Source organism: Emticicia sp. BO119 (assembly GCF_013912375.1).
Classification (GTDB): domain Bacteria; phylum Bacteroidota; class Bacteroidia; order Cytophagales; family Spirosomataceae; genus Emticicia.
Map to the genome: position 1 here is coordinate 561,446 of NZ_JACETV010000003.1, position 21,763 is coordinate 583,208.

Sequence of the window (21,763 nt, forward strand, 5' to 3'; positions counted from 1 at the left end):
TGCCGTATTTTTTCGATGTCGTCCGGTTTCGACCTTCCTGTTTAGTGAATGAGTGATTGAGTGATTTAGTGATTAACTATATATCCCTCAACACCAACTTATTTATGTAAAGTAATGTATGAGTTTTTCGCTCCAGGGATTGAACCGCTGATAACAATCAAATTTTGCTCCGACAATACTTTCAATACTTTAAGGTTTTGTACAGTGGTACGGGTGTTGCCCATACGACCCGCCATACGGATACCTTTGAATACTCTTGATGGGAATGAACACGCACCGATTGAACCAGGGTGACGTCCTCTGTTGTGCTGACCGTGGGTCTGACCACCAACACCGCTGAATCCGTGGCGTTTTACAACCCCCTGGAAACCACGACCTTTTGAGTTACCGCTTGCATCAAGGAAATCACCTACAGCAAAAACATCTTCAATACGAATAGTATCGCCAAGGCTGTATTCTTTGTCAAACTCTTTGAACTCAACTAATTTACGTTTAGGCGTTGTGCCTGCTTTTTTGAAATGACCTACCAACGGACGGCTTGTGTTTTTTTCTTTCTTGTCGCCGTAGCCTAACTGGATAGCTCTATAGCCATCTTTATCTTCAGTACGAACCTGAGTTACAACACATGGACCAGCCTCGATAAGAGTACATGGTACTGCTTGACCTTCTGCGTTGAAGATAGTTGTCATTCCAACTTTCTTTCCGATAATTCCAGACATGGTATTTTACGCTTTATTTTGCTATTATAACCTAATTTGTTTCTTCTTCGGCCAAAATTGCTTTCGGCGTGCGAACGGGGGTGCAAAATTCCGAAAAATTATGCACGAAACCAAACTTCGGTCAAAAAATTATTTACTACTACCAGAGGTTAGCAACTGCCAACTTGTTCATTACACTGCAAACCGTCGCAGACAAGCCGCTTGGGTAAGGTCAAAAAAAACTAAAGGCGCAGGACGATTCCTTGTTACCTTGCAGTGATTCCTGTAAAATTCATAGCTTTCGGAGACTGTTCTGAATGAGTATGTACGAAACGAATTCGTTATTGCTTACAGTCAAAGTTAAACTGGTTTCCCGAATGAGTCGGGACTTCATTTAACCGTATGAGAAGTACTCCGTTTTCAATTGAGGTGCAAAGGTACAAGTTTTTTTGATTCATACAATTATAATCAAAAAAGTTTTTTAATTATTTTTCTTGTAGTCAGGGGGTTATGGGGGATGATGAGTTTGGTTGGAAAATTGCATGAACCCTTGTTCACAGAATGAAACGGTTCGCCGTGCGAACACAATATTGGCTAAAGTCAATTAATTGAATTTTGCCAATATTAGTATTCCTCCAGCTAAAGCTGGAGGCAATTGATTCAATAGTAACAAGAAAGCAATCATCTAATCGGCTTTAGCCGAACCTTTGTTGTCTTAGAATACTACAAAGGTTCTTTTTCAATTGCCGATTTATATTAATCCGGATACAACAAATACTTAGCCCTAATAGCCTTAAATTTCGATAATCCGGGCTCCCAGCTTTTTCTGATGTCTTCTTCCGATACCCCCGCTATAATCTGTTTTCTTAATTGATCTGTACCTATACGCAAATCAAAAGCTGATATATCCTGGCCCGGTCTTCCCGGAGTAAAGAAATGAGCCTTATCCGGATAAGCATTATATAATTCAATTAACCATTTTAAATTAATTTGTTTGCTCTTCCGAAGATTGGCAATATCATAGTTGCGGAGGTCAAGACCATAACAAACAGAATCTTTATGATTGGGTCTCTCACTCATGCCGGGAATACTCACCGGTTTATATGAAAATGAATACTTGTCATTCAACTTAGGTGCTCCCAATATAGTAAAGGGCATATAGGTTCCCCTACCCTCATTGATAGCCGTTCCTTCAAACATACATAAACTCGGGAAAAGCATTACAGCTTGCTGTGTATTCAAATTCGGTGACGGATGTATCGGCAATACATAAGGCATATCATGACTATAATTGGCAACTTTAATAATATTTAGTTTGCATGGTTCATTCAGGTAACCTTCACCATTAAGATACTGTGCAAATTCACCGATAGTCATGCCATGAGTCATCGGTGTATAATGAATCCCAATTGCCGATTTAAATCTATCTTCAGTCATTACAGGTCCGTCTACTACATAGGCATTAGGATTAGGTCTGTCCAGAATCAGCAGTTCTTTATTGTTTTCTGCACAGGCTTCCATGATATATTCAAGCGTATTAATATTGGTATAATAGCGGCAACCCACATCCTGAATATCAAAGACCATCAGGTCTACATCAGCCAGCTGTTCTTTGGTTGGTTTCTGGTTTTTACCATACAAAGAGATGATTGGAAGCCCGGTTTTAGTATCTATCTCATTGCTCACCGCAGCGCCATTGCTGGCATTGCCTCTGAAACCGTGCTCAGGCCCAAACACTTTTACTATGTTAATGCCAAGACTCAATAAACTGTCTACACTGCTTTTCTTGCCAATGATGGAACTCTGATTGGCCACCAGACCAATGCGTTTTCCTTTCAGATACGGCAGATATTTTTCAGTCTGGTCGGCACCTGTGATAATTTCTGATTTTTTGGATGTATTCTTTCTTGTTGCCGCAATTTGCGCAGAACAGCCGCTATTGCCAAGCACAAGAAGCGTTAAAAGAAGTATGGAAACAAGTCTCATTATTTTTAGAAGGTCAAATCAGGATGCTAATGAATAATACAATTGCAATATATAGTTTAGAGATGATATTTTACAAAAGTAGCAAATAAGAAGATAGGCAACATCAATTAAAGAATGCTATGTTGCTAAAATATTTACTAAATCCATCAGGCACAGAATACTGATGGCCATTAACAAACATTCACAAATCGTTAGGAAATCCTTAACACCTGCCTATACGTAGTTGCGCTACTTTTGAGCTTTGTTTCAACAAAATATACATTTATGAAAAAGCATTACACACTGTTTATGGTGTGCTTGAGTTTTGCCGCCTTCGGGCAAAGCTCAAGCCCTTTTATTAATCTTGAAAGCCTTGATGCCCAAGGTAATACCATGTTGCTCGGCCCCTGCTCTGAGGTTGTATTTATGCGATACCCCTACAACCGGTGGTATGATAAATATTATAGTGAGTACACAGTTGATTCGAGTTCTGCACAATCTTTTAAAGCCAATACAAAAGATATTGAAATATTGATTTTTGGCGCAACCTGGTGCGGAGACACCCGGCAGAACTTGCCCCGTTTCCTGAAAATCCTCGAAAGTGTTGAACTCCCTAATGCAAAACTCAGGTTATCAAATCTCTACCTCCTGCCTTTCGATGGTTCAGGAGTTGAAATGACTTTATGATTCATACCTATCTTTAACAGGTTTTACCATTTACGGCAAGAATTGTCTTAAATGAAAAAACATAGGGTTATTTTATCTGTTTTTCAGATTTCTCTCTGAGATTCAGTCTTTAGCTATTAAATTTCCATGCTTTCTGAATACTTGCTAATCTTTTCTGAAAAACATAAAGGCTAATAGAACAATACTTTGTAAATTCCGGCCTGTTCAATAACACAATTGCCCTATTTTAACCTGTAAATAGCCATACATGAAATCAGTACTACTCTATTGGGTTCTGTGTAGTATCGTTTTTTCAATAAGCACTCATGCCCAACACAGGATTGAGTATTTCAGAGATGTAAGCAAGCAGTTGCCTGCCCATGTAATTGCCCGGCAGACATTTCAGCCACTTGAAGATAACCTCATTAATTTCGGACAAGACAGTGCCAATCACTGGCTAAGAGTATCTATTCATAATAATAGCAGACATCATGAAAAATACTTTTTTGAAATCGCCTTTGTATGGCTCGATTCTGTGGCCTTCTACCGGCAGAATCTTACGCTTATCCAATCACTTACCTGGCAAACACCTTTGCCCGAAAGGCTGTACCCTCACCGTAACTTTATTCTCCCGGTCTTGCTGAAACCCCACAGCGACACCACTTTGTATGCCAGATTCTATAAAAAACGAATGCTGATTAAAGGGGAAGCAAATATTGAGAGCGAAGAAGCCTTTTTCTCTGACCGTATTGCAGATACAGGCTATTACAGTTTCTTTACGGGTATTGTGGCCATTGTTTTTATTTTTGCAATGGCCATCTTTTTTACCACCAGAGACCAGGTCTACCTGTACTATGCCGGATATGTACTGTTTTTGCTGGGCTATACCATTACTGGTGCTGGCTTTTTTCTGCCGGCTTATCAAAAGGGGATTGGATTCATCTCGGCTTCCGAACTCCGTAACTGGATGCTGTTCGCTTCATTGATATTTCTGATGCTGTTTATCAAAAATTATGTAATGGGTGGGCAAAGATTAAGCCGTACTAATAGGATAATCTGGCGCATAACTCTTGGGCTTCTATTGGCATTAACCGTTCAAAGGGCAGTACTCGTTTATTTTCAACAAACCGATGGTTTTCAGCCTTATATCATATTGGCTTGCATGGTATGCTGTTTTTTATTGTTGATTGTGCTTACCTTTTATTTTGTTGTTTATGCTTATTTCAACAATATCAACGCCACACTGGCCAAAAACTACCTGATTGGCATTACCCCTTTCTTTCTATTCGGAGTTTTTTCTTATTTCCGTACTTTTGAACTTATTGAACATAACTGGCTGCTCGACCAGAAGGTCCAGGTGGCTTGCGTGGTTTTTGACATCGTAGTATTGATGTTCGGTCTGAGTATCCGTTATAAGGCTTTGCGCGAAGAAAAAGAAAAACAGGCCCGGCTGGCGCTTGAAAACAAACTCACTTTGCAATACGAAAAAGAACGGATCAGTCGAGACCTCCACGATAGCGTAGGCTCACAGCTAACCATAGTGGCAACCAGCCTTGATGCTGCTACATATCTGGCACATAAACAGAAACTTGAACCTCAGAAGCTCGAAAAAATCAATGAAAATGTGCGTGAAGCTGTACAGAATCTGCGTGATACCATCTGGGCTACACACCAGACATCCATCAGTTTAGATGATTTCGATAAACGCCTGCGTAATTACATACTCAATGCAATTGAAGATAAATTATCCGTAAGTATCAATCTTAAATTGAATAATCCGGCTATAAGTATTAGTTCCATGCAGGCAATTAATCTTTTCAGGGTTATTCAGGAGGCTATTCAGAATGTACTGAAACATGCACAAGCCTCGAAGATCAGCATTACCTGTGAACAAACCGAAGGTGAAATCAGCATAACTATCAGTGATAATGGTATTGGTATGGCAGAAGCCCCCACCAAAAACACAGAATCTTACGGAGTCAGGAATATGCGAAACAGAATAGATGAGGTTAAAGGAAAATTCATGATTGAATCAGTAACAGGTGGTGGCACTACAATTAGTATAGTTCTGCCCATTTATACGGCAATTGCCGTATTGGATGAGGGATAAATAAGATAGTACTTTGTAAAATATTATTCGCCTGTATGAGTATTATCAGCATTGGTCTTGTAGACGACAACCCTGTTTTATTAGGAAACATCAGTCATAACCTCTCGGTTTTTGAGGAGTTGAGGATTGATTTTACTGCCGTAAACGGGGCTGACGCTTTGGAGAAACTTAGTAAACATAGTCCTGATATTATACTGATGGACATTGAAATGCCTGTTATGGATGGTATTGAAGCTACGTGGGAGATAAAAAAAAGGAATCCGTCTCAGAAAATAATGATGCTGACAGTGCTTGACCGTGACGACAAAATTTTTGAGGCCATCAAAGCAGGTGCATCAGGGTACTTACTGAAAGACGAAAAGCCGACCAGAATACTAAAAAGCATAGAAGAACTGATGGACGGTGGCGCACCGATGTCGCCGATTATTGCGGCCAGGACTCTTGATATTTTACGAAGTCAGACTATTACAGAAGCACCGTCAGTAGCTTATCCTTCACCTGAATCATTCAATTTATCTAAAAGAGAAATCGAAATCCTTGAAAAGATTGCCGCCGGATTAAGCTACACCCAGATTGCCGACGAGTTATTTATTTCTGCCAGAACTACTCGCAAGCATACCGAAAATATCTATCAGAAACTCCATGTCCATTCAAAATTAGAAGCCGTGCAACTGGCAAAGAAGAATAAGTGGGTGTAAGAAAACTTATCATTAATTAGTCTCCCCATTATCAACCCGACTCTCCAATTGTTTCTGTATAGAGTTGGATACATTTGAAAGAAAATCATAGCCCGTTAAATCTTCCAGGGCGTCAACACTCAACCGATATTCTCCCCAATTGCTTTTGATTGACTGACGGTTAGGGATTTTTATGGCAACTACCCGTGTTTCACTATTTACTCTATCAATATCATTATCTCCTAAAGGTAAAATTACAATTACTTTCCACAGAGATTCAGGTACTACCACTTTCCCTTCCAGTGTTTTAGTTGTACCACCATTGCTGCCAGAGCCACCTTGCCCCAGCACACCTGCTACTATATATAGTTCATTTCCGACAGAAGCCAGTTTTCTGCAATAGGTTTCCAGCGCCACCCATGTATCTCTATTGCTATTAGGTGATTGCGGAACTATGTTAGTCATCAGATACGTCGCTTCATTATCTGTCTCAGACCTGTCTCTGTCAGCAGACGGACATAGATGCCCTCTATCAAAACCCGAACCCACATAATCGCTTGTTTTTACTTTATACCAGCTCTCCGGTAAGGAATCGTCAGACCTGAAATTTTCTGCCCTTGTGGCATCGCCTTTCCAAGCCATAGACAAATGCCATGCTACCCAGTTAGCGGTTCCTCTTGAACGATTATAAGATAAGGCAAATTGCGTTTTTTCCATCAGGAAATTATTCTCATTTGTTCGGGCATCAGACGGATTCCCCATAGCAAGATTGTTATCCCTTCCTGCAATGATTGAATCCTTTTCGCAGGAGAAAATAAGAATACATAAAAACAGAACTATAGGGATTCGTTTTTGCATGATCAAGAGTTTTCTTTACTTCCTACTTCAATTTCACCGACCACACCTCAAACCGTGTCTTGTTAGTATTGTAAATAAAGAGTTTATTGTAGGCTTCTGAATACGAGACCGCAGGTAAGGCCGTAGCAGCAAGAGGTTTATCGCCTAACATCTGACCTTTAAAATCAAATAATGTATTATTCTTTCCGTCGAAAATGCCTACAAAGCGTAAATCATTACCCAAATCAAAATATCGTAACTGTGATTTCATAAAATTGGTACTACCTATCTCTATAATCGGGCCACCTTGCTTACTCATAATCAGTAATGAGGTAGGTGTACGGCGGACAATCAGCCAGTCTTTATGATTCTGGTCGAAAATCACCTCAAATACTGTGGCTTTATCAGGTCGTTCTAACTGAATATTGGCTGCACTCAGCGAATTACCATTCATATCCACTTTCTTTAACTCGCCGGTTTCTGAGATGAGCGCAATAATAGAGTTTTTACCCTGCCCCTCTTCTATGACCATTTCTGCCGGACGAGCCGACAACGGAACTATCGGGAAGCCTTTCAGAAACGGCCCCGCTTCATAAATTACGTTCAGTGTACCGTCTTTTTGCAGAATTGCCAGATAAGTATTGTTTTTGAACTTTACAGGCTGAATCCTGATAATATCTGTCAGATGCACGGGTGTTCTGACACGGTTAATCTTCTGTGTTTCTTCATTAATAATATATACATTACCTCCGTCGTCGGCCACATATATTTTTGTTTCGCTGGCGGCAACAGCTCTGATCGACCCGTTGAAATCTATATCGGCATAATTAGCCATCAGACCAGTCTGGTTTTCTCTCGTAAAAAACAGGAGCTTATCGGCTGTAGTAGCTAAATAATGCAAAGCCCCATTCTGAAAATAATCGGTTGGTAACAAATATGTACTCGTCAGCGGCTGGCCTATAGGGATCTGATTGATTTCTTTAGCCGAATTACTAAGCAAAACAGCCTGACCGTCAGCTCGCTGCAATAGAATTTCCTCTGATGTGTTATAAGCATTTTTAATAATGAAGGGCTTGCCCATAAAGGCTGTGCCAGTGCTGAGGCTATCCTGCAAAAAGAAACGATTGACCAGAACTTCTTTCTGGGTTTGCGGCACTTTTTCTATCAGGAGTTTGGTACCGAAAGTATTGTTAATAACGAAGTTTTCTACTGCCACAAAGCGGAGGTCTTTGGCTCTTTGCTCATGCTTGATGGTACTGCTTCGCCATTTTTGAGGTAAAGAGTAATAAAGATTGTTCCAGATTCTTTGCGGGCTGATAATAGCTGTAACCTGTGCCTGCGGACGAAGCTTCTTTACAAAATCTGTATAAATATTAGATTTTGCCCAGGTTTGTCCGAAATTCAGTTTGTTAAGATATTCGCGCATGGCATCGTCATCGCTCGAAAGAATCATATAATCGCCAATCTGTGTATAATAGCAATCGGCAAAACCTCTGAAAACAGAGCCAAAAAGCAAAGCCGGAAGCTGACTTATCTGGATATTCCGCACATAATTATTCAGATAGCTGAAAGGCTGAGGTTTAAAGTAAGAAGAGAGTTTCCCGGCATCATCGGCCAGGTCATCAAACATATTAAGTGCCTCGGCAGGATCATCAGTTTTAATGAGTAGTATCTTTTTTGAGGGTTCATCGGCTGAGGTTTCCATTTCACATAATACCACCTCGTTTTTCAGAATAGAATACAGGCTGGTGAGATTTACGCCTAAAAAGCGGTTCAGGCTATCTCTTTCTGCTAACAATGTCTGTTCGTTTCCTCTGAAATAATTATTAAAATCCTGCGCTAACTTTGTTTTATTTTTAAAACTGATACGGAAGGTGATGGCTGTATTTTCAGGAATCAGGTCTGTACAGGTGAAAGGTTGGGGCATTTGCTGGCTGAAAATACCCAGAAAAGGAATGGTATTGGTGCCCTGCGAATAAATATAGGCTGAAACGGTATTGGGTATTTTAGGTTTTTCAAAAACAATATCGGGATTTCTTGGTGTGATATTACCAAAAAACTCTATCAGGTTTGGTGACAGTTGCGAGGGCAGGATGTCGGCCACATCTTGCAGATTCCGGCTCTTGAAATAAATATGGGCGATACCCCTTCGGCTTTCTTTGAAAGGCATACTTTCTAAGGGTGTTCCTAATTTGATACGATTCACTACTTCTTCTAACAGTACTTTTGAGCCACTGCAAATCAGGAAATCATCATAAACTAAAAAATTAAACAATAGCTGATTATTGACTGAATATAATTCTTCTAATCTGACACCCCTGTAGTTGCGCCCGTATGCTTTCCTTTTTGCTGGGTCTGGAGTAGCTAATTGATGCAGGAAACTGGCGTCACCAAAAGCACCTGCCGGAATATATACGATGTATTCAAGATTCTTTTTGGTTTCCCGATGAAGCGAGTAAGTAATGCGTTTTTTATAGAGAAATTTCTGGGCTGTGGCAGAGTCGTCAATGCTATGGGCAATCTGTTTCAGTGGTTGAAGCGCATCATAAAAAAAAGGAATATCAGCCAATTGTGTAGAATCGAGCTCTTTCTTATTGAAAAGTGAATGTTGAATTTGCGAACTTTCGACCACCAGAAAAGCGTTGTCAGGAATATAATTCCAGGCATCCCTACGGGGAGCAAACCAGATGCGGTAAGCTATGTATATCGCCACCAATGCCAACAGGGCGTTGATATACCACAGGTATTTTGTTCGTATCATAAGAAAGCGACGTAATTCTTTATAAAGTTGGCGTTTAATGCCTGAACTACTTTTAAACGCAAAAGTTTAAAACTTTAAAAGTAGATTTGCAAAAATAAATAAATTTTAATCAAATTTCCTTGAAATCCAGCCAATTTGCTCAATAGTTATGACTTAATGGTGGGGGTTTAGTCAATAAATATGGTTCAGTCAGACACAATCTGTGCATTAGCCACGCCACAAGGCGTTGGGGCTATCGGGGTAATCCGGGTTTCGGGTGAACGGACTTTTGAAATTGTAAACAACATTTTCAAAGGAAAAGATTTGACTCAGGTTGAATCCCATACCATCCATTTTGGCACAATTAGGGACTATTCTCAAAATCTACAGGGAAAAATCATCGACGAAGTCCTGCTTTCAGTATTTAAAACTCCACGCAGTTTTACTAAAGAAGACATAATAGAAATATCATGTCATGGTAGTGATTATATCATTAAATATATTCTCAAGTTACTTATCCAGAATGGTTGCCGGATGGCAAAGCCAGGTGAGTTTACACAAAGAGCATTCCTGAACGGACAGTTCGACCTCGTGCAAGCTGAAGCAGTAGCCGATCTTATTGCCGCCGACTCAGAAGCTGCGCACAAAACTGCTTTAAACCAAATGCGCGGTGGGTTCTCTACACAATTAAAAGCCTTACGGGAAGAGTTAGTGCATTTTGCTTCGTTAGTAGAACTGGAACTGGATTTTGGTGAAGAAGATGTAGAATTTGCCGGACGAGATGATTTAAGACATTTAATATTGAAAATTCAGAATTTTCTGAAAAAATTAATAGATTCTTTTGATGCAGGAAACGTAATCAAAGAGGGTATTCCTGTAGCCATTATCGGCCCACCCAATGCCGGGAAATCGACTTTATTAAATATCCTGCTCAACGAAGACAAAGCCATTGTGACTGACATTGCCGGAACCACCCGTGATGTAATCGAAGACATACTTTTTATAGGCGGCATCAAATTCCGTATTATCGACACGGCAGGTATCCGCGAAACCAAAGATGTAGTAGAAACCATCGGCATCGAACGCTCGAAACAGGCGATGGAAAAAGCAGAAATCATCATTCTGCTTTTCGAAAACGAAATCGATCAGCTTTTCTTAGCCAATATTTTTGCGGAGATGATTAAAGACAAGGAGGTGATTTGGGTAAGAAATAAGATTGATTTAGCAGGTGCCTTTAATTCGGCAGAAGTTGCCTCTACACCTATTTCAACAATCCATATTTCAGCCAAAAACAATATTGGTATCGAAGAGTTGCAAGGCGTCATAGTAGCGAAAGCAAAATTAAAGAAGCAATCAGACACGATGCTCACCAACCTACGCCATTACGAGCATTTGGTCAAGGCGCATGATGCTTTAGGAGAAGTGCTAAATGGATTAAGTTCAGGCATTACAGGGGATTTTCTGGCGCAGGATATTCGATTATCTTTATACCATTTAGGAGAAATAACCGGACAAATAACCACAGATGATCTACTGGCGAATATTTTTAGTAAGTTTTGTATTGGAAAGTAATCGGGCAAAATAAAGCAATAACAACATTATAAAAAAACACCATAAAGCCTTGATATTCAAGGCTTTTTTATTATTCATACTATTATTTATTTTGTTTTATTATCTGGTTATTTTGATTAGATTTGTACCTTATTTGTACCTCAAACGGATTTTATAACAGAGTCCGTATTTTTTGCGAAATTATGGCACATATAGACACACTAGTAAACATTAAGACACAATGAGTTCACATATTCAAATTAATAGAATTTGCCAACATTGTGGTAAGGAGTTCATTGCTCGTACAACTACCACTTCGTATTGTTCGCATAAGTGTAATAGTTCAGCATATAAAGCTAAAACAAGAAAAGCCAAAATAGAAAAAAGTAATGAGCAAGTTCAACTTGTCAAAAGTAAACCTGTAGAAGATTTAAAATTTAAAGCATTCCTCAGTATTGCAGATACAAGCAAACTTCTAGGAATTAGCCGACGTACAATTTACCGAATGATTGAAAGGGGTGAAATGATTATTGCTAAGGCTGGTAGACGGAGCATTTTAAGACGTTCAGATATTGATAATTTGTTCGATAATCCTACAACAATAATTCCTAAAATTAAATATACACAAACTGAATATGATATTTCTGACTGTTATAATATGCAGGAAATTCAGGATAAGTTTGGCGTGTCTGGAAAGGCATTGTATGGAATCATAAAACGAAATAATATTCCTAAACTCCCAAAAGGAAAATTTGTATATGTACCTAAAGTTATGATTGATAAGATACTAAATTAACCTATCTATGGCTACTAAAGTTACTCTAAGGCAAAAAACAATTTCTGATGGTAAAGAAAGTCTATATTTAGACTTCTATCCTCCTATCCCCAATCCCAAAACAGGCAAACTAACGCGTCGAGAAGTTTTAAAGCTATATATCTCTAAAAAGCCTAAAAATCCAATTGAAAAACAGAGTAATAAAGAAACACTACAAATTGCAGAGCAAATAAGAGCTAAATGGCAAAATGAATTGAATAAGCCAGAAATCTATACTGAACAGGAAAAAGAAAGGCTAAGATTAAAAGAAATAGGAGAAGGAAATTTTGTAGCATACTTTAAGAAATTAGTGAACAAACGTAAAGGTTCTAATTATGATAATTGGACTTCTGCTTATTTATATCTGGAAGCTTTCACAGATGGAAATGTAAAATTCGCTGACCTTAATCAAAGATTTTTTGAAGACCTCAAAGAATACCTGCTAACTACTAAAAGTAATAAAAGCGATAAAGTTAATCTTTCTCAAAACTCAGCAGTATCTTATTTTGGGAAGATAAAAGCAGCCCTTAAACAGGCTTTTAAAGATGGTTTCTTGCAAATAGACCTGAATACAAAAATACAGCCTCTAAAGCCTTTGGAGACGCATAGAAGTGTACTGACGCTTGAAGAAATCAATCAACTTATAAAAACAGATTGTAAAAATCCTCTTTTAAAGAAAGCAGCAATATTTTCAGCACTTACAGGGTTAAGGCATAGTGACATAAAAAAGCTAATTTGGAATGAAATAGAATATATAGAAGGGAATGGTCACTTTATCAAATTTATACAGCAAAAGTCTAAAGGCGCCGAAATGATGCCAATATCAGCCCAAGCATATAATTTATTAGGTGAACGTCAAGAACCGAATAAGAAAGTTTTTGAAGGTCTTAAATACTCCGCCTATGAGAATCAACTTTTAAGAGATTGGATTATAAAAGCTGGCATTAATAAAGAGATTAAATTTCACTCTTTTCGTCATAGTTACGCTGTTTTGCAATTAAGTTTAGGAACTGACATATATACTGTTTCCAAGATGCTAGGACATAGAGAACTGAAAACTACGCAGATTTATACAAAGATTGTTGATGATACAAAACGAAAAGCAGCTGATACTATAAAGTTTGATTTTAACTTCTAACAAAAGAGAATATGTTTGGAGATATAAATATCATTAATCCTGAAGCTTTCACAGCTTTATTAAAGGCATTAGAAGAAGGCAAAGACCATTTTGTTTCTTTAGGAAGCGAAGATTTTGAAAAACCCTTTTCTAGTATAGAACCTATTGAAGGATATGAAAAAGAAGTAAATCTTTTGACAGGTAAAACATTCCCATATTGCTGTGCATATCATGAAAATATGTTTGAAGATACACAGAGATGGTTTAAAGAATTTCCAAATTGCTGTGATCTCCATAGAAAACTTATTTATACAAATTGGTTTAATAAAGAAAAGTATCAAGAAGTTGTTTTTAAAATTTTGAATCAATGTGCTTACACTGAATATTTAATTTCGAAACGAATAACAAATTCAGATTGGTTTGAAGATATAACAGACTACCTTGAAACAAACATTTTAAGTTTTGGTCAACTACCAAAAGGATTCGGGACAGTAGGTTTAGAGAGATATACCTTATATACTAAACATTATATTCAAACAAGTAAGCTAGCAGGTTTTTCTAACGAGAAAAAACAAAAACTAATAGATTATATTGAAGCCTATGAAAAAATAGAAGATAACTATATTGATTTAAATATTCTTTGCTCCGTGTATAATGAATGGTTTAAAATATTCCCCTTTGAACTAACAAGTTATTTTGGACATCTAAAAGAGTTTTATGCCAATCATTTACTAGTTCTCAAAGGAAATACTAAAATTAACAGATATAACGGATTAGAAAAAACCGAATTACATACAAAAAGTAGTTTAATTACTTTTTTAGTTGATTTAACTGACAAAATTCTTACAGAAATCAATGGTGCAGTTCTTTATGAGAAGGGCCTCATTACAGATATTCAAAAAACAAAATTAGATCTAATTGTTAATGAAAGAAAACTAAAAGCTAAACAAGGCTATAAAAGTGATAATTTACATGAAAATAAGGAGTATATTTTAATGCTACAGGACTGGTTTAAAGACGAAAAAAGATTTATTGATGAGCTCATTCCTATTCTTATAACCAAAAAATCTTCTTCGACTTGCTCTACAAAAAATTATAATAATAACTCAAAGGTAGTACCTGCAACTAATAATCCAGAAGAGGAATCTTTAATAAATAAACCAAATTTTTGTAGCTTTTTCAATACAATTTCTTCGTACAATTTTATAATGAATTTACTTGTATCCGAAGGATATTTACAAGAGAATACTTATATATGGAAAGACTGTACAAAAGGAAACAAGGGTTTATTAGTAGCAATTATAAAATATTTACATAATCAAAAATTCTATAGGGATAATAAAAAACCTTCAAATGAAGAAATCAAGACTATTTGTCGAATTACCTTTGGACAAGAGATTAGTATAGACACTATAAAAAAAAGTCAGATAAATCAATTTAACCTAGAGTTTATCCCACCCTATTCAGCAATATAGCAAAAGTTCCTTCGCACTGTAATACTCCAAATACCTAAAATGCACTAGAGTATTTTAGGTATTGCTAATTTTGTTTTTCTATTTTTTTTTATATTTTATTTGAGGCTCAATTAAATAAAAGAGCCAAATGGATTATTTATTATCCCCAATTAGACTTAATGAGTTAGAAATTCTCATTCAAAATTCGTTAGAAAAAGCACTAAAAAATCAATCTAATATTTCTTCTATAATAGAAGATAAATGGCTTGATCTTAACGGCTTATGTGCGTATCTGCCAGATAAACCTGTTAAACCTACAGTTTACACCTGGGTTCATAATTCTATTATTCCATATCACAAAAAAGGAAAGAAATTATTCTTTTTAAAATCTGAAATTGACCAATGGCTAAAAGAAGGCAGAAAAAAAACCAAATTTGATATTAAAGAAGAAGCAGATTTACATTTATCAAAATTAAGAAAAAAAGGAGGTAGACAATGTTGAAAACATCAACTACCTCCATTATTTCTTTCTATAAAACTCAAAACAAAGATAATCAAAAAACTTGTATTAAGCTCCTTTATAACCTTTTTCTAAATCATACTCATGTTATTTTAACATATAGCCTCAAAAAACAACTGCTATTTGCAAGAACTGATGGTTTATATTATAAAAAGATAAAAATGTTACAAGTGTATAAAGCACACCCAGTTTATACAAGTAAAGAGAAAGATTCAAAATTTATAAAGCTTTTTCGCAATTCTCTTTTTATATCTCAACAATCATTAATTCATTTAGCTTATGAGTATCAATCCTGAATTTAGTCTTGAAAAGTTCAGTTTAGGAATTGATGAAATCAAAACTGAAGCTGAAAGGTTAATACAAAAAAGTGATAATTTTCATGAAAATAAAGGTCTATTTATTGTTAAGACTGCTAATAAATGGTTACAACAAGCTAAAATTCGCCCTATTCCAAAAATGCTATTTAGCGAGCTATGGTATGAAGGTGAAGTTTGCATCTTATTTGCAGATACAAATTTAGGCAAATCAATATTAGCAGTACAAATTGGTAATAGTATAAGTAGTGGCAAGCCAATTGGAGGTTTTAAACTGGAAGCTTCTAAACAACTAGTTTTGTACTTTGATTTTGAACTTTCTGATAAACAATTCGAAAACAGATATTCAAATGATTTTCAACATCATCATTGTTTCGATGACAATTTTATTCGTATTGAAATAAATTCAGAAGCTAATATTCCAGACAAGCAAACTTTTGAAACATTTTTGAATGACTCTTTAGAACGTTCTATTGTAGAAACAGGAGCCAAAATCCTAATAATTGATAATCTGACTTATTTAAAAAATGAAACAGAAAAAGCAAAAGATGCCTTGCCTTTAATGAAGCATTTGAAGGCGTTAAAAAGTAAATATAATCTATCCATCCTAGCGTTAGCACATACTCCAAAAAGAGATTTATCAAAGCCCATTACAAGGAATGATTTACAAGGCAGCAAAATGCTAATTAACTTTTGTGACAGTTGTTTTTCTATTGGTGAGAGCTATACTGATAAAAGTCTCAGATATGTTAAGCAAATAAAACAGCGTAATACAGAACAATTATACGATAGTGAAAATGTTTTTATTTGTCAAATTGATAAACCTTTTAATTTCTTACAGTTTGAATTTCTAAACTTTGGCACTGAAAAAGAACATTTAAAACAGCTTTCTGAAAAAGAAAAGGAAAATCAAAAAGATAAAATTAATGAACTTAAACTACAGGGAAAAAGCCTCAGAGAAATAGCAAAAGAATTAGGAATCACTCATATGAAAGTAAAGCGAGTACTAGATAAATCGTAACGTTTGTAACAAGTGTAACAGGGTGTTACATCTGTTACACTTGTTACATTATAACATTCTAAATGAGCAATTATAAATATATTTTAGAGCCTTACAAAGGCATGAAAACACGTTATGCTTGTCCACTTTGTTTAAAGGAAAAAGTATTTGTTCGTTATATTAATAGTGAAACAAACGAGTATCTAGATACTAATGTAGGCAAATGCAACCGTGAGGTTAATTGTGGGTATCATTATTCACCAAAACAATATTTTCTTACTAATAATATTTCTTTTAATAAAACCTTTTTAACAAATCGTTCTAGTCAAAATTTTCTTCCATCTAAGAAAAATATTGACTATATCCATACTGACATATTTAAAAACAGTTTATGCGATTATCAATCTAACAACTTTATTAAGTACCTTATTAGTTTATTTGGGATAGATATTACAAATAAGATTACTAGTAAATATTTTATAGGAACTAGTGAATTATGGCACGGTTCTACGATATTTTGGCAAATCGATTCTGAATATAAAATTAGAACAGGAAAAGTTATGCTCTATAACTGTCATACTGGCAAGAGGGAAAAAAAACCTATAAATTATATTAGTTGGATACACAAAACTTTGCGACAGAGCAAGTTTGACTTAAAACAATGTCTATTTGGAGAACATTTGTTAAGGAGTGATACAGATCAAATCAATAATCTACCTATTGCTCTAGTTGAAAGCGAAAAGACTGCTGTAATAGCTAGCGCGTACCTTCCTCAGTTTCTTTGGTTAGCGGTTGGTGGTCTAAACAACTTAACAGTTGAAAAATGTAGTATTTTAAAAGGTCGAAGTATTACATTATTCCCTGACTTAAATGCCTTTGAGCAATGGCAAAATCAAATAAAGAAACTTTCTCATTTTGCTTTCTTTCAAGTTTCAGATTTACTCGAACATAAAGCAACTGAGGATGAAAGACAAAATGGTTTAGATTTAGCAGATTATCTTATAAGATTTGACTTTAAAAAGTTTACTTTGAATGAATCGAAAAGTGCAATATAGCTTCATTTTCAGTTAAAAAGATGCGATAAAGTAATTTTCATAATTCAATATAATGATGAGCAATCAATGATTTTATCAACATAATAAGCTCACAAAATAGTCTTTTTATAAGATTTGCTTAAATTTGTGAGTATTTAATTAAATTTTTATTAGCCTATCGAATAGTAAAAAAGACATACTAGATATTAGCGTTTAGCTAACGACCCTGTCAATCGAAATCGCCAATTTCAAATAGTACAACAGGAGAGTAAAGCCGAAACGCCTGCGTTATAGTGGGCGTTCACTTTGCTTTGTTGTACTGGGCTTTGGCGAGCCTCGATTGACAAACATTGTGAAACGTTCCACTTTTTTATTTATAACCTTTAAATATTCTATATTATGTCAGACTTACAATTAATTTTCCTTTTAGTATTGATTGGATTGGTAGCTTATCCAATTATTAACCACCTTTTGAAAAAACAGACAAAAAAAGATGAAGAAAAAGCACAAAATCTAATTTCTAATTTTGAAGAAGAAATTAAAGATAAACTAAAATCTATAGATTTTACGATTAACCGTTCTTTTCTTCAACCACCAATGACAGAACAAGAACAGCAGCTAAATACCCAATTCTTTAGCTTTCAGCAAAAACCTTTTGCTCTTTTATTAGATGAAGAGAAAAGACAAATTGCATTAATAGAACAAGATAAGCTCTTTATTTTTAGTATATCACAGCTTAGAAGTGTTGTAATTGAAAGAAAAACTCAAATTAATACAACAACAGAAACCAAGAAAAAAGGTGTTGTTAGCAGGGCAGTTATTGGTGGAGCAATTGCCGGAGAAGTTGGAGCAATAATAGGCGCTTCAACTGCAAATGAAGTTAGTAATAGCCAATCTAAAGAGGAACATCTTTATAATATATTGATTGTACAAACTAAAGACTTTAACAACCCTATTTTTAGATTTAATTATGGTTATAAGTATTACCAAGAAGTAGAAAAATGGTGCAACATTCTAAACATATTGATAGAAGAGAATAAAAATTAAAAAGAAAATCTAATCTCCAAACTTCTAGTAATACCAGTGTTGCAATTACTAATAAATTTGCCATTTAAATTCATTATATACTGACAATAAATTAAATTTATTGTCAGTATTTTCCGAATTTCTCAAAGTTCTTTAATAATTTAGGTTCAATCCATTTAGTTAAATTTAGTTATGTCAATACTACCATATTCCACAATATTATATGATGAGGTAAATACAATTAGCATTTCCTCATTAATTAAAAGCGGTAACTTGCAACCCAATAAAAATACAAGTGGAACAATTTTCTGGAATAGATATGCCCAAAAAGCCAGCAGTGTTTCATTTATACTAAATACTTATCTTAATAATCCTTACCTCGAATTAAATTACCTAAATAATGGAAAGCCGATACATTACCGAGTTAAGCTAATTTTTCTAAAGTCTAATATTGGTAGAGGAATTGTATGGTATTTCATTTGTCCAAAAACAGGAAAAAGGTGTAGAAAATTATATGGAATTAATGCTTATTTTTTGCATCGCTCAGCATTTGAAGGTTGTATGTATAAAAAGCAGGCTCAGAGTAAAAAGGATAGAGAATTTGACAAAATATTTGGAGATAGTTTTCAAGCTAACCAACTACTTGACCAAATATATAAAAAGAATTTAAAAAAGACTTATAAAGGAAGACCTACAAAGAAATATTTAAAACTTCTTAATCAACTAGAATTTATAAATAATTTTTCTGCAGATAAATATGAAAAGTTGCTCGGAATAAAAAGTTAAGGTCTAAGACAACTATATTACTACTAAAAATAAGTGATAAAACTTCACTTTTCATATACCGTTTAATAACTTTTCTTGCTGTATCTATAATTTTAATTAATATTTGGGGCGTATTAATTATTAAAATCTATAAAACCTAACTCCCTACAATGGATTTCATAACTATTGATTTTGAAACAGCATCAGCAGATAGAAATAGTCCCTGTGAAATTGGTTTGACATTCGTTAAAAATAGACAAATAGTTGAAACAAAGTCATGGCTTATCAAACCACAATATAATAGATTTGACTATTTTAATATGCTCATTCATGGTATCAGACCAGAAGATGTAGCTGATAAATCTGAATTTCCTGAATTATGGCCTGAAATTCTTCCTCTAATCGAAAATCAATTTTTAATAGCCCATAATGCAAGTTTCGATATGAGTGTTTTAAGAAGAACACTTGAAACATATCAAATCCCATTCCCATCATTAAACTACTCTTGCAGTTACATATTTTCAAAAAAGGTTTGGCAAGGCTTACCGGGTTATGATTTAAAAACGCTTTGCAGAATTAACAATATAAATCTAAATCATCATAGAGCAGGTGCAGATAGTAGAGCAACTGCCGAATTAGCTTTAAAAGCATTTGATGTTGCAGAAGTTCTAACCGTGGATGATTTCCCCGAAAAATTAAAAACTACTATCGGACAACTGTATACTGGGGGTTACAGACCATCAGAGTCAAAACGAATATACAAACCCAAAGATGTTTCAAAAATTATTGGTGACCCTTCAAAGCATAAACCTAATAGTATTTTTTATGGCCGCAACGTAATATTTACAGGTGCTTTATCTTCAATGGTGCGCTCAGAAGCACAACAACTCATAGCTGATATTGGCGGTATCATCAGTAATAGCGTAACCAAAGATACAGATTTCTTAATTATAGGGCATCAGGATTATCGAGTGGTTGGCGAAGATGGAATGAGTAATAAACAAGAGAAAGCTGTTAACCTAATAGCAAATGGCGCAGAACTTGAAATTTTATCTGAAAATGATTTTTTAAGGAATATCTGAAACAAATAAAACTAAACTTAAATAGTTCAAAAGAATCTAAATGGAATGTCTGATAATGTGTTTTTGCAAGTTCACTAAAAAGTATAGATGAGAAAATAAAATACAGTATTTTACCAATAATAAGCAATTTAATAACTGACCACTTAGAACTTGAAAAAACCTATGGTCGGCTGCGAACAATTTTCAGCAGGCACAACCGCCTACGACTTCTCCGACATGGGCGCCTACTGCGACAACTGCCAATACGAAATCAGAATCTCCGAACGAGAGGACGAGGATTATTATGAGGAAGATTGAATTGAATTAAGTAATGGGCTTGTGGTGGTGGCCATTTGGGTAGATAGCAGCCACTACAAGCCTATTAAGAGTATATTTAAAATTTATAAATGTAACTGGGAATCCAGTCTGTAAAATGATGTTCAAGCAGTCAGAAACTAAATTCGGTAAAAATAAACTTTAACTATGCTCTTAAAAAAATAAAATTACAGCCTATTCTTAACAAAACTTGATACTGTAAGCCTATGAACATTCAGTATTCTGCTAATTGCGCTGTACGAAACTTTTTTATCTAATAATTCTTTGATTTTCTTTTCTTGACCAGAAAGCTTTGTTTTTGCTGATTTACTACCCTTTGGACGCCCTAAGATAACCCCTTCAGCTCTTTTTCTTGCTAAAGCTTCTTTGGTTCTTTGTGAAATCAAATTTCTTTCTATCTCTGCCGAAAGACCAAAAGCAAAGGCTAAAACTTTAGAATTTATATCATTCCCTAATCTATAATTATCTTTAATTGTCCAAACTTGTACTTCCTTCTTCATGCATTGATTAAGTATGCCCATAATCATCAACAAATTACGGCCCAATCGAGAAAGCTCAGTACAAATGAGAACATCGTCCTTTTTCATTTTGTTAAGCAGCCTACCTAAGACTCGATTCTCAACATTCTTTGTTCCCGAAATTGTCTCTTCTATCCATTTTTCAATAATAAATTCATTTTTCTCACAAAAGTTATTAATCTGGTATCGTTGATTTTCTACTGTTTGTTTGTCACTACTTACTCTAATGTATCCGTAAATCATATTTAAAAATTGTTTAAGTTATTTATAGAATTAATCTATACAATAACCTTGCAACAATAAACGCCCCATTCTTCGCGGGCGGGATATTAAGAGATATGGGTGTGAATTTGGAGACCTTTATTTAATTACAACCTTTCCTAGTTTAAAAATTGATATTGAAAAATACTCTGCAATAAAACAACATTTAATGAGTTTTGGATATGATAGATTAAAGCAAACCGGTGAATCAGGAGCGAGAAAAAGAACCCATAATAAATGGTTTGAAACACAAGATAGTATAAGTTATTGGGACGATTTTTCTAAACAGAAAATCATAT

General features: G+C 35.2%; 18 protein-coding genes. 13 read left to right on the forward strand and 5 right to left on the reverse strand.

Translation table 11 applies throughout. From position 1 onward, the window contains the following. Positions 1-98: 98 nt before the first annotated feature. On the reverse strand, positions 99-719 hold the full coding sequence (gene rplC / locus H1R81_RS13915; RefSeq protein ID WP_181841320.1) for a 50S ribosomal protein L3: 621 nt from the start codon (positions 717-719) through the stop codon (positions 99-101). A gap of 735 nt (positions 720-1,454) precedes the next feature. After that, positions 1,455-2,684 (reverse strand): exo-beta-N-acetylmuramidase NamZ domain-containing protein, encoded by a 1,230-nt coding sequence (locus H1R81_RS13920; RefSeq protein WP_181841321.1) that lies wholly within the window; start codon positions 2,682-2,684, stop codon positions 1,455-1,457. Between the two features lie 264 nt (positions 2,685-2,948). Here H1R81_RS13920 and H1R81_RS13925 point away from each other — a divergent pair, with 264 nt between their 5' ends. From H1R81_RS13925 to H1R81_RS13935, 3 genes are all read left to right on the forward strand, one after another. After that, on the forward strand, positions 2,949-3,350 hold the full coding sequence (locus tag H1R81_RS13925) for a thioredoxin family protein (protein WP_181841322.1): 402 nt from the start codon (positions 2,949-2,951) through the stop codon (positions 3,348-3,350). A gap of 247 nt (positions 3,351-3,597) precedes the next feature. Then, positions 3,598-5,439, forward strand: a complete 1,842-nt coding sequence (locus tag H1R81_RS13930) for a 7TM-DISM domain-containing protein (RefSeq protein WP_181841323.1) — start codon at positions 3,598-3,600, stop codon at positions 5,437-5,439. Positions 5,440-5,474: 35 nt separating this feature from the next. Then, on the forward strand, positions 5,475-6,137 hold the full coding sequence (locus H1R81_RS13935; protein WP_181841324.1) for a response regulator transcription factor: 663 nt from the start codon (positions 5,475-5,477) through the stop codon (positions 6,135-6,137). 12 nt (positions 6,138-6,149) lie between these two features. On the opposite strand, the gene H1R81_RS13940 is transcribed toward H1R81_RS13935, so the two are convergent. Then, on the reverse strand, positions 6,150-6,974 hold the full coding sequence (locus H1R81_RS13940) for a DNA/RNA non-specific endonuclease (protein WP_181841325.1): 825 nt from the start codon (positions 6,972-6,974) through the stop codon (positions 6,150-6,152). A 22-nt stretch (positions 6,975-6,996) separates the two neighbouring features. Then, the gene (locus H1R81_RS13945; protein ID WP_181841326.1) at positions 6,997-9,714 is read right to left on the reverse strand and encodes a hypothetical protein; all 2,718 of its coding nucleotides are present in this window, start codon (positions 9,712-9,714) and stop codon (positions 6,997-6,999) included. 180 nt (positions 9,715-9,894) lie between these two features. Between H1R81_RS13945 and mnmE the strand changes: the two genes are divergently transcribed. The 10 genes from mnmE to H1R81_RS13995 all read left to right on the forward strand — a co-directional run bounded on the left by mnmE (position 9,895) and on the right by H1R81_RS13995 (position 20,370). Further along, positions 9,895-11,265: a tRNA uridine-5-carboxymethylaminomethyl(34) synthesis GTPase MnmE gene (mnmE, locus tag H1R81_RS13950; RefSeq protein ID WP_181841327.1), complete on the forward strand. Its 1,371-nt coding sequence runs from the start codon at positions 9,895-9,897 to the stop codon at positions 11,263-11,265. Positions 11,266-11,485: 220 nt separating this feature from the next. Beyond that, complete coding sequence (locus H1R81_RS13955) at positions 11,486-12,040, forward strand: helix-turn-helix domain-containing protein (protein WP_181841328.1); 555 nt, start codon at positions 11,486-11,488, stop codon at positions 12,038-12,040. Positions 12,041-12,047: 7 nt separating this feature from the next. Next, positions 12,048-13,196 carry a site-specific integrase gene (locus H1R81_RS13960; RefSeq protein WP_181841329.1) on the forward strand — a complete coding sequence of 383 codons (1,149 nt, stop codon included), beginning with the start codon at positions 12,048-12,050 and terminating at the stop codon, positions 13,194-13,196. An 11-nt stretch (positions 13,197-13,207) separates the two neighbouring features. Next, positions 13,208-14,650 (forward strand): hypothetical protein, encoded by a 1,443-nt coding sequence (locus tag H1R81_RS13965; protein WP_181841330.1) that lies wholly within the window; start codon positions 13,208-13,210, stop codon positions 14,648-14,650. 127 nt (positions 14,651-14,777) lie between these two features. Next, a complete protein-coding gene (locus H1R81_RS13970) occupies positions 14,778-15,131 on the forward strand; it encodes a helix-turn-helix domain-containing protein (RefSeq protein ID WP_181841331.1) in 354 nt (117 codons plus the stop codon). Positions 15,132-15,428: 297 nt separating this feature from the next. Continuing rightward, positions 15,429-16,484: an AAA family ATPase gene (locus tag H1R81_RS13975; RefSeq protein WP_181841332.1), complete on the forward strand. Its 1,056-nt coding sequence runs from the start codon at positions 15,429-15,431 to the stop codon at positions 16,482-16,484. A 62-nt stretch (positions 16,485-16,546) separates the two neighbouring features. Then, complete coding sequence (locus H1R81_RS13980) at positions 16,547-17,518, forward strand: DUF6371 domain-containing protein (protein WP_255463126.1); 972 nt, start codon at positions 16,547-16,549, stop codon at positions 17,516-17,518. A 378-nt stretch (positions 17,519-17,896) separates the two neighbouring features. Further along, a complete protein-coding gene (locus H1R81_RS13985) occupies positions 17,897-18,544 on the forward strand; it encodes a hypothetical protein (RefSeq protein ID WP_181841334.1) in 648 nt (215 codons plus the stop codon). 171 nt (positions 18,545-18,715) lie between these two features. Then, the gene (locus tag H1R81_RS13990) at positions 18,716-19,309 is read left to right on the forward strand and encodes a hypothetical protein (protein ID WP_181841335.1); all 594 of its coding nucleotides are present in this window, start codon (positions 18,716-18,718) and stop codon (positions 19,307-19,309) included. A gap of 149 nt (positions 19,310-19,458) precedes the next feature. Then, entirely contained in the window at positions 19,459-20,370 is a 912-nt protein-coding gene (locus tag H1R81_RS13995; RefSeq protein ID WP_181841336.1) for an exonuclease domain-containing protein, read from the forward strand. Between the two features lie 482 nt (positions 20,371-20,852). Here the strand turns inward: H1R81_RS13995 and H1R81_RS14000 are convergent, their stop codons facing one another. Next, complete coding sequence (locus H1R81_RS14000) at positions 20,853-21,446, reverse strand: master DNA invertase Mpi family serine-type recombinase (protein ID WP_181841337.1); 594 nt, start codon at positions 21,444-21,446, stop codon at positions 20,853-20,855. Between the last annotated feature and the right edge of the window lie 317 nt (positions 21,447-21,763).

Excerpts from the sequence above, each read along its gene's own strand:
- H1R81_RS13940 (WP_181841325.1), bottom strand. The coding sequence starts at position 6,974 with ATGCAAAAACGAATCCCTATAGTTCTGTTTTTATGTATTCTTATTTTC.
- H1R81_RS13995 (WP_181841336.1), top strand. The coding sequence starts at position 19,459 with ATGGATTTCATAACTATTGATTTTGAAACAGCATCAGCAGATAGAAAT.
- H1R81_RS13935 (WP_181841324.1), top strand. The coding sequence starts at position 5,475 with ATGAGTATTATCAGCATTGGTCTTGTAGACGACAACCCTGTTTTATTA.
- H1R81_RS13985 (WP_181841334.1), top strand. The coding sequence starts at position 17,897 with ATGTCAGACTTACAATTAATTTTCCTTTTAGTATTGATTGGATTGGTA.
- H1R81_RS13955 (WP_181841328.1), top strand. The coding sequence starts at position 11,486 with ATGAGTTCACATATTCAAATTAATAGAATTTGCCAACATTGTGGTAAG.
- H1R81_RS13925 (WP_181841322.1), top strand. The coding sequence starts at position 2,949 with ATGAAAAAGCATTACACACTGTTTATGGTGTGCTTGAGTTTTGCCGCC.
- H1R81_RS13920 (WP_181841321.1), bottom strand. The coding sequence starts at position 2,684 with ATGAGACTTGTTTCCATACTTCTTTTAACGCTTCTTGTGCTTGGCAAT.
- H1R81_RS13945 (WP_181841326.1), bottom strand. The coding sequence starts at position 9,714 with ATGATACGAACAAAATACCTGTGGTATATCAACGCCCTGTTGGCATTG.
- H1R81_RS13930 (WP_181841323.1), top strand. The coding sequence starts at position 3,598 with ATGAAATCAGTACTACTCTATTGGGTTCTGTGTAGTATCGTTTTTTCA.
- H1R81_RS13980 (WP_255463126.1), top strand. The coding sequence starts at position 16,547 with ATGAGCAATTATAAATATATTTTAGAGCCTTACAAAGGCATGAAAACA.
- H1R81_RS13975 (WP_181841332.1), top strand. The coding sequence starts at position 15,429 with ATGAGTATCAATCCTGAATTTAGTCTTGAAAAGTTCAGTTTAGGAATT.
- mnmE (WP_181841327.1), top strand. The coding sequence starts at position 9,895 with ATGGTTCAGTCAGACACAATCTGTGCATTAGCCACGCCACAAGGCGTT.
- H1R81_RS13970 (WP_181841331.1), top strand. The coding sequence starts at position 14,778 with ATGGATTATTTATTATCCCCAATTAGACTTAATGAGTTAGAAATTCTC.
- rplC (WP_181841320.1), bottom strand. The coding sequence starts at position 719 with ATGTCTGGAATTATCGGAAAGAAAGTTGGAATGACAACTATCTTCAAC.
- H1R81_RS13965 (WP_181841330.1), top strand. The coding sequence starts at position 13,208 with ATGTTTGGAGATATAAATATCATTAATCCTGAAGCTTTCACAGCTTTA.
- H1R81_RS14000 (WP_181841337.1), bottom strand. The coding sequence starts at position 21,446 with ATGATTTACGGATACATTAGAGTAAGTAGTGACAAACAAACAGTAGAA.
- H1R81_RS13990 (WP_181841335.1), top strand. The coding sequence starts at position 18,716 with ATGTCAATACTACCATATTCCACAATATTATATGATGAGGTAAATACA.
- H1R81_RS13960 (WP_181841329.1), top strand. The coding sequence starts at position 12,048 with ATGGCTACTAAAGTTACTCTAAGGCAAAAAACAATTTCTGATGGTAAA.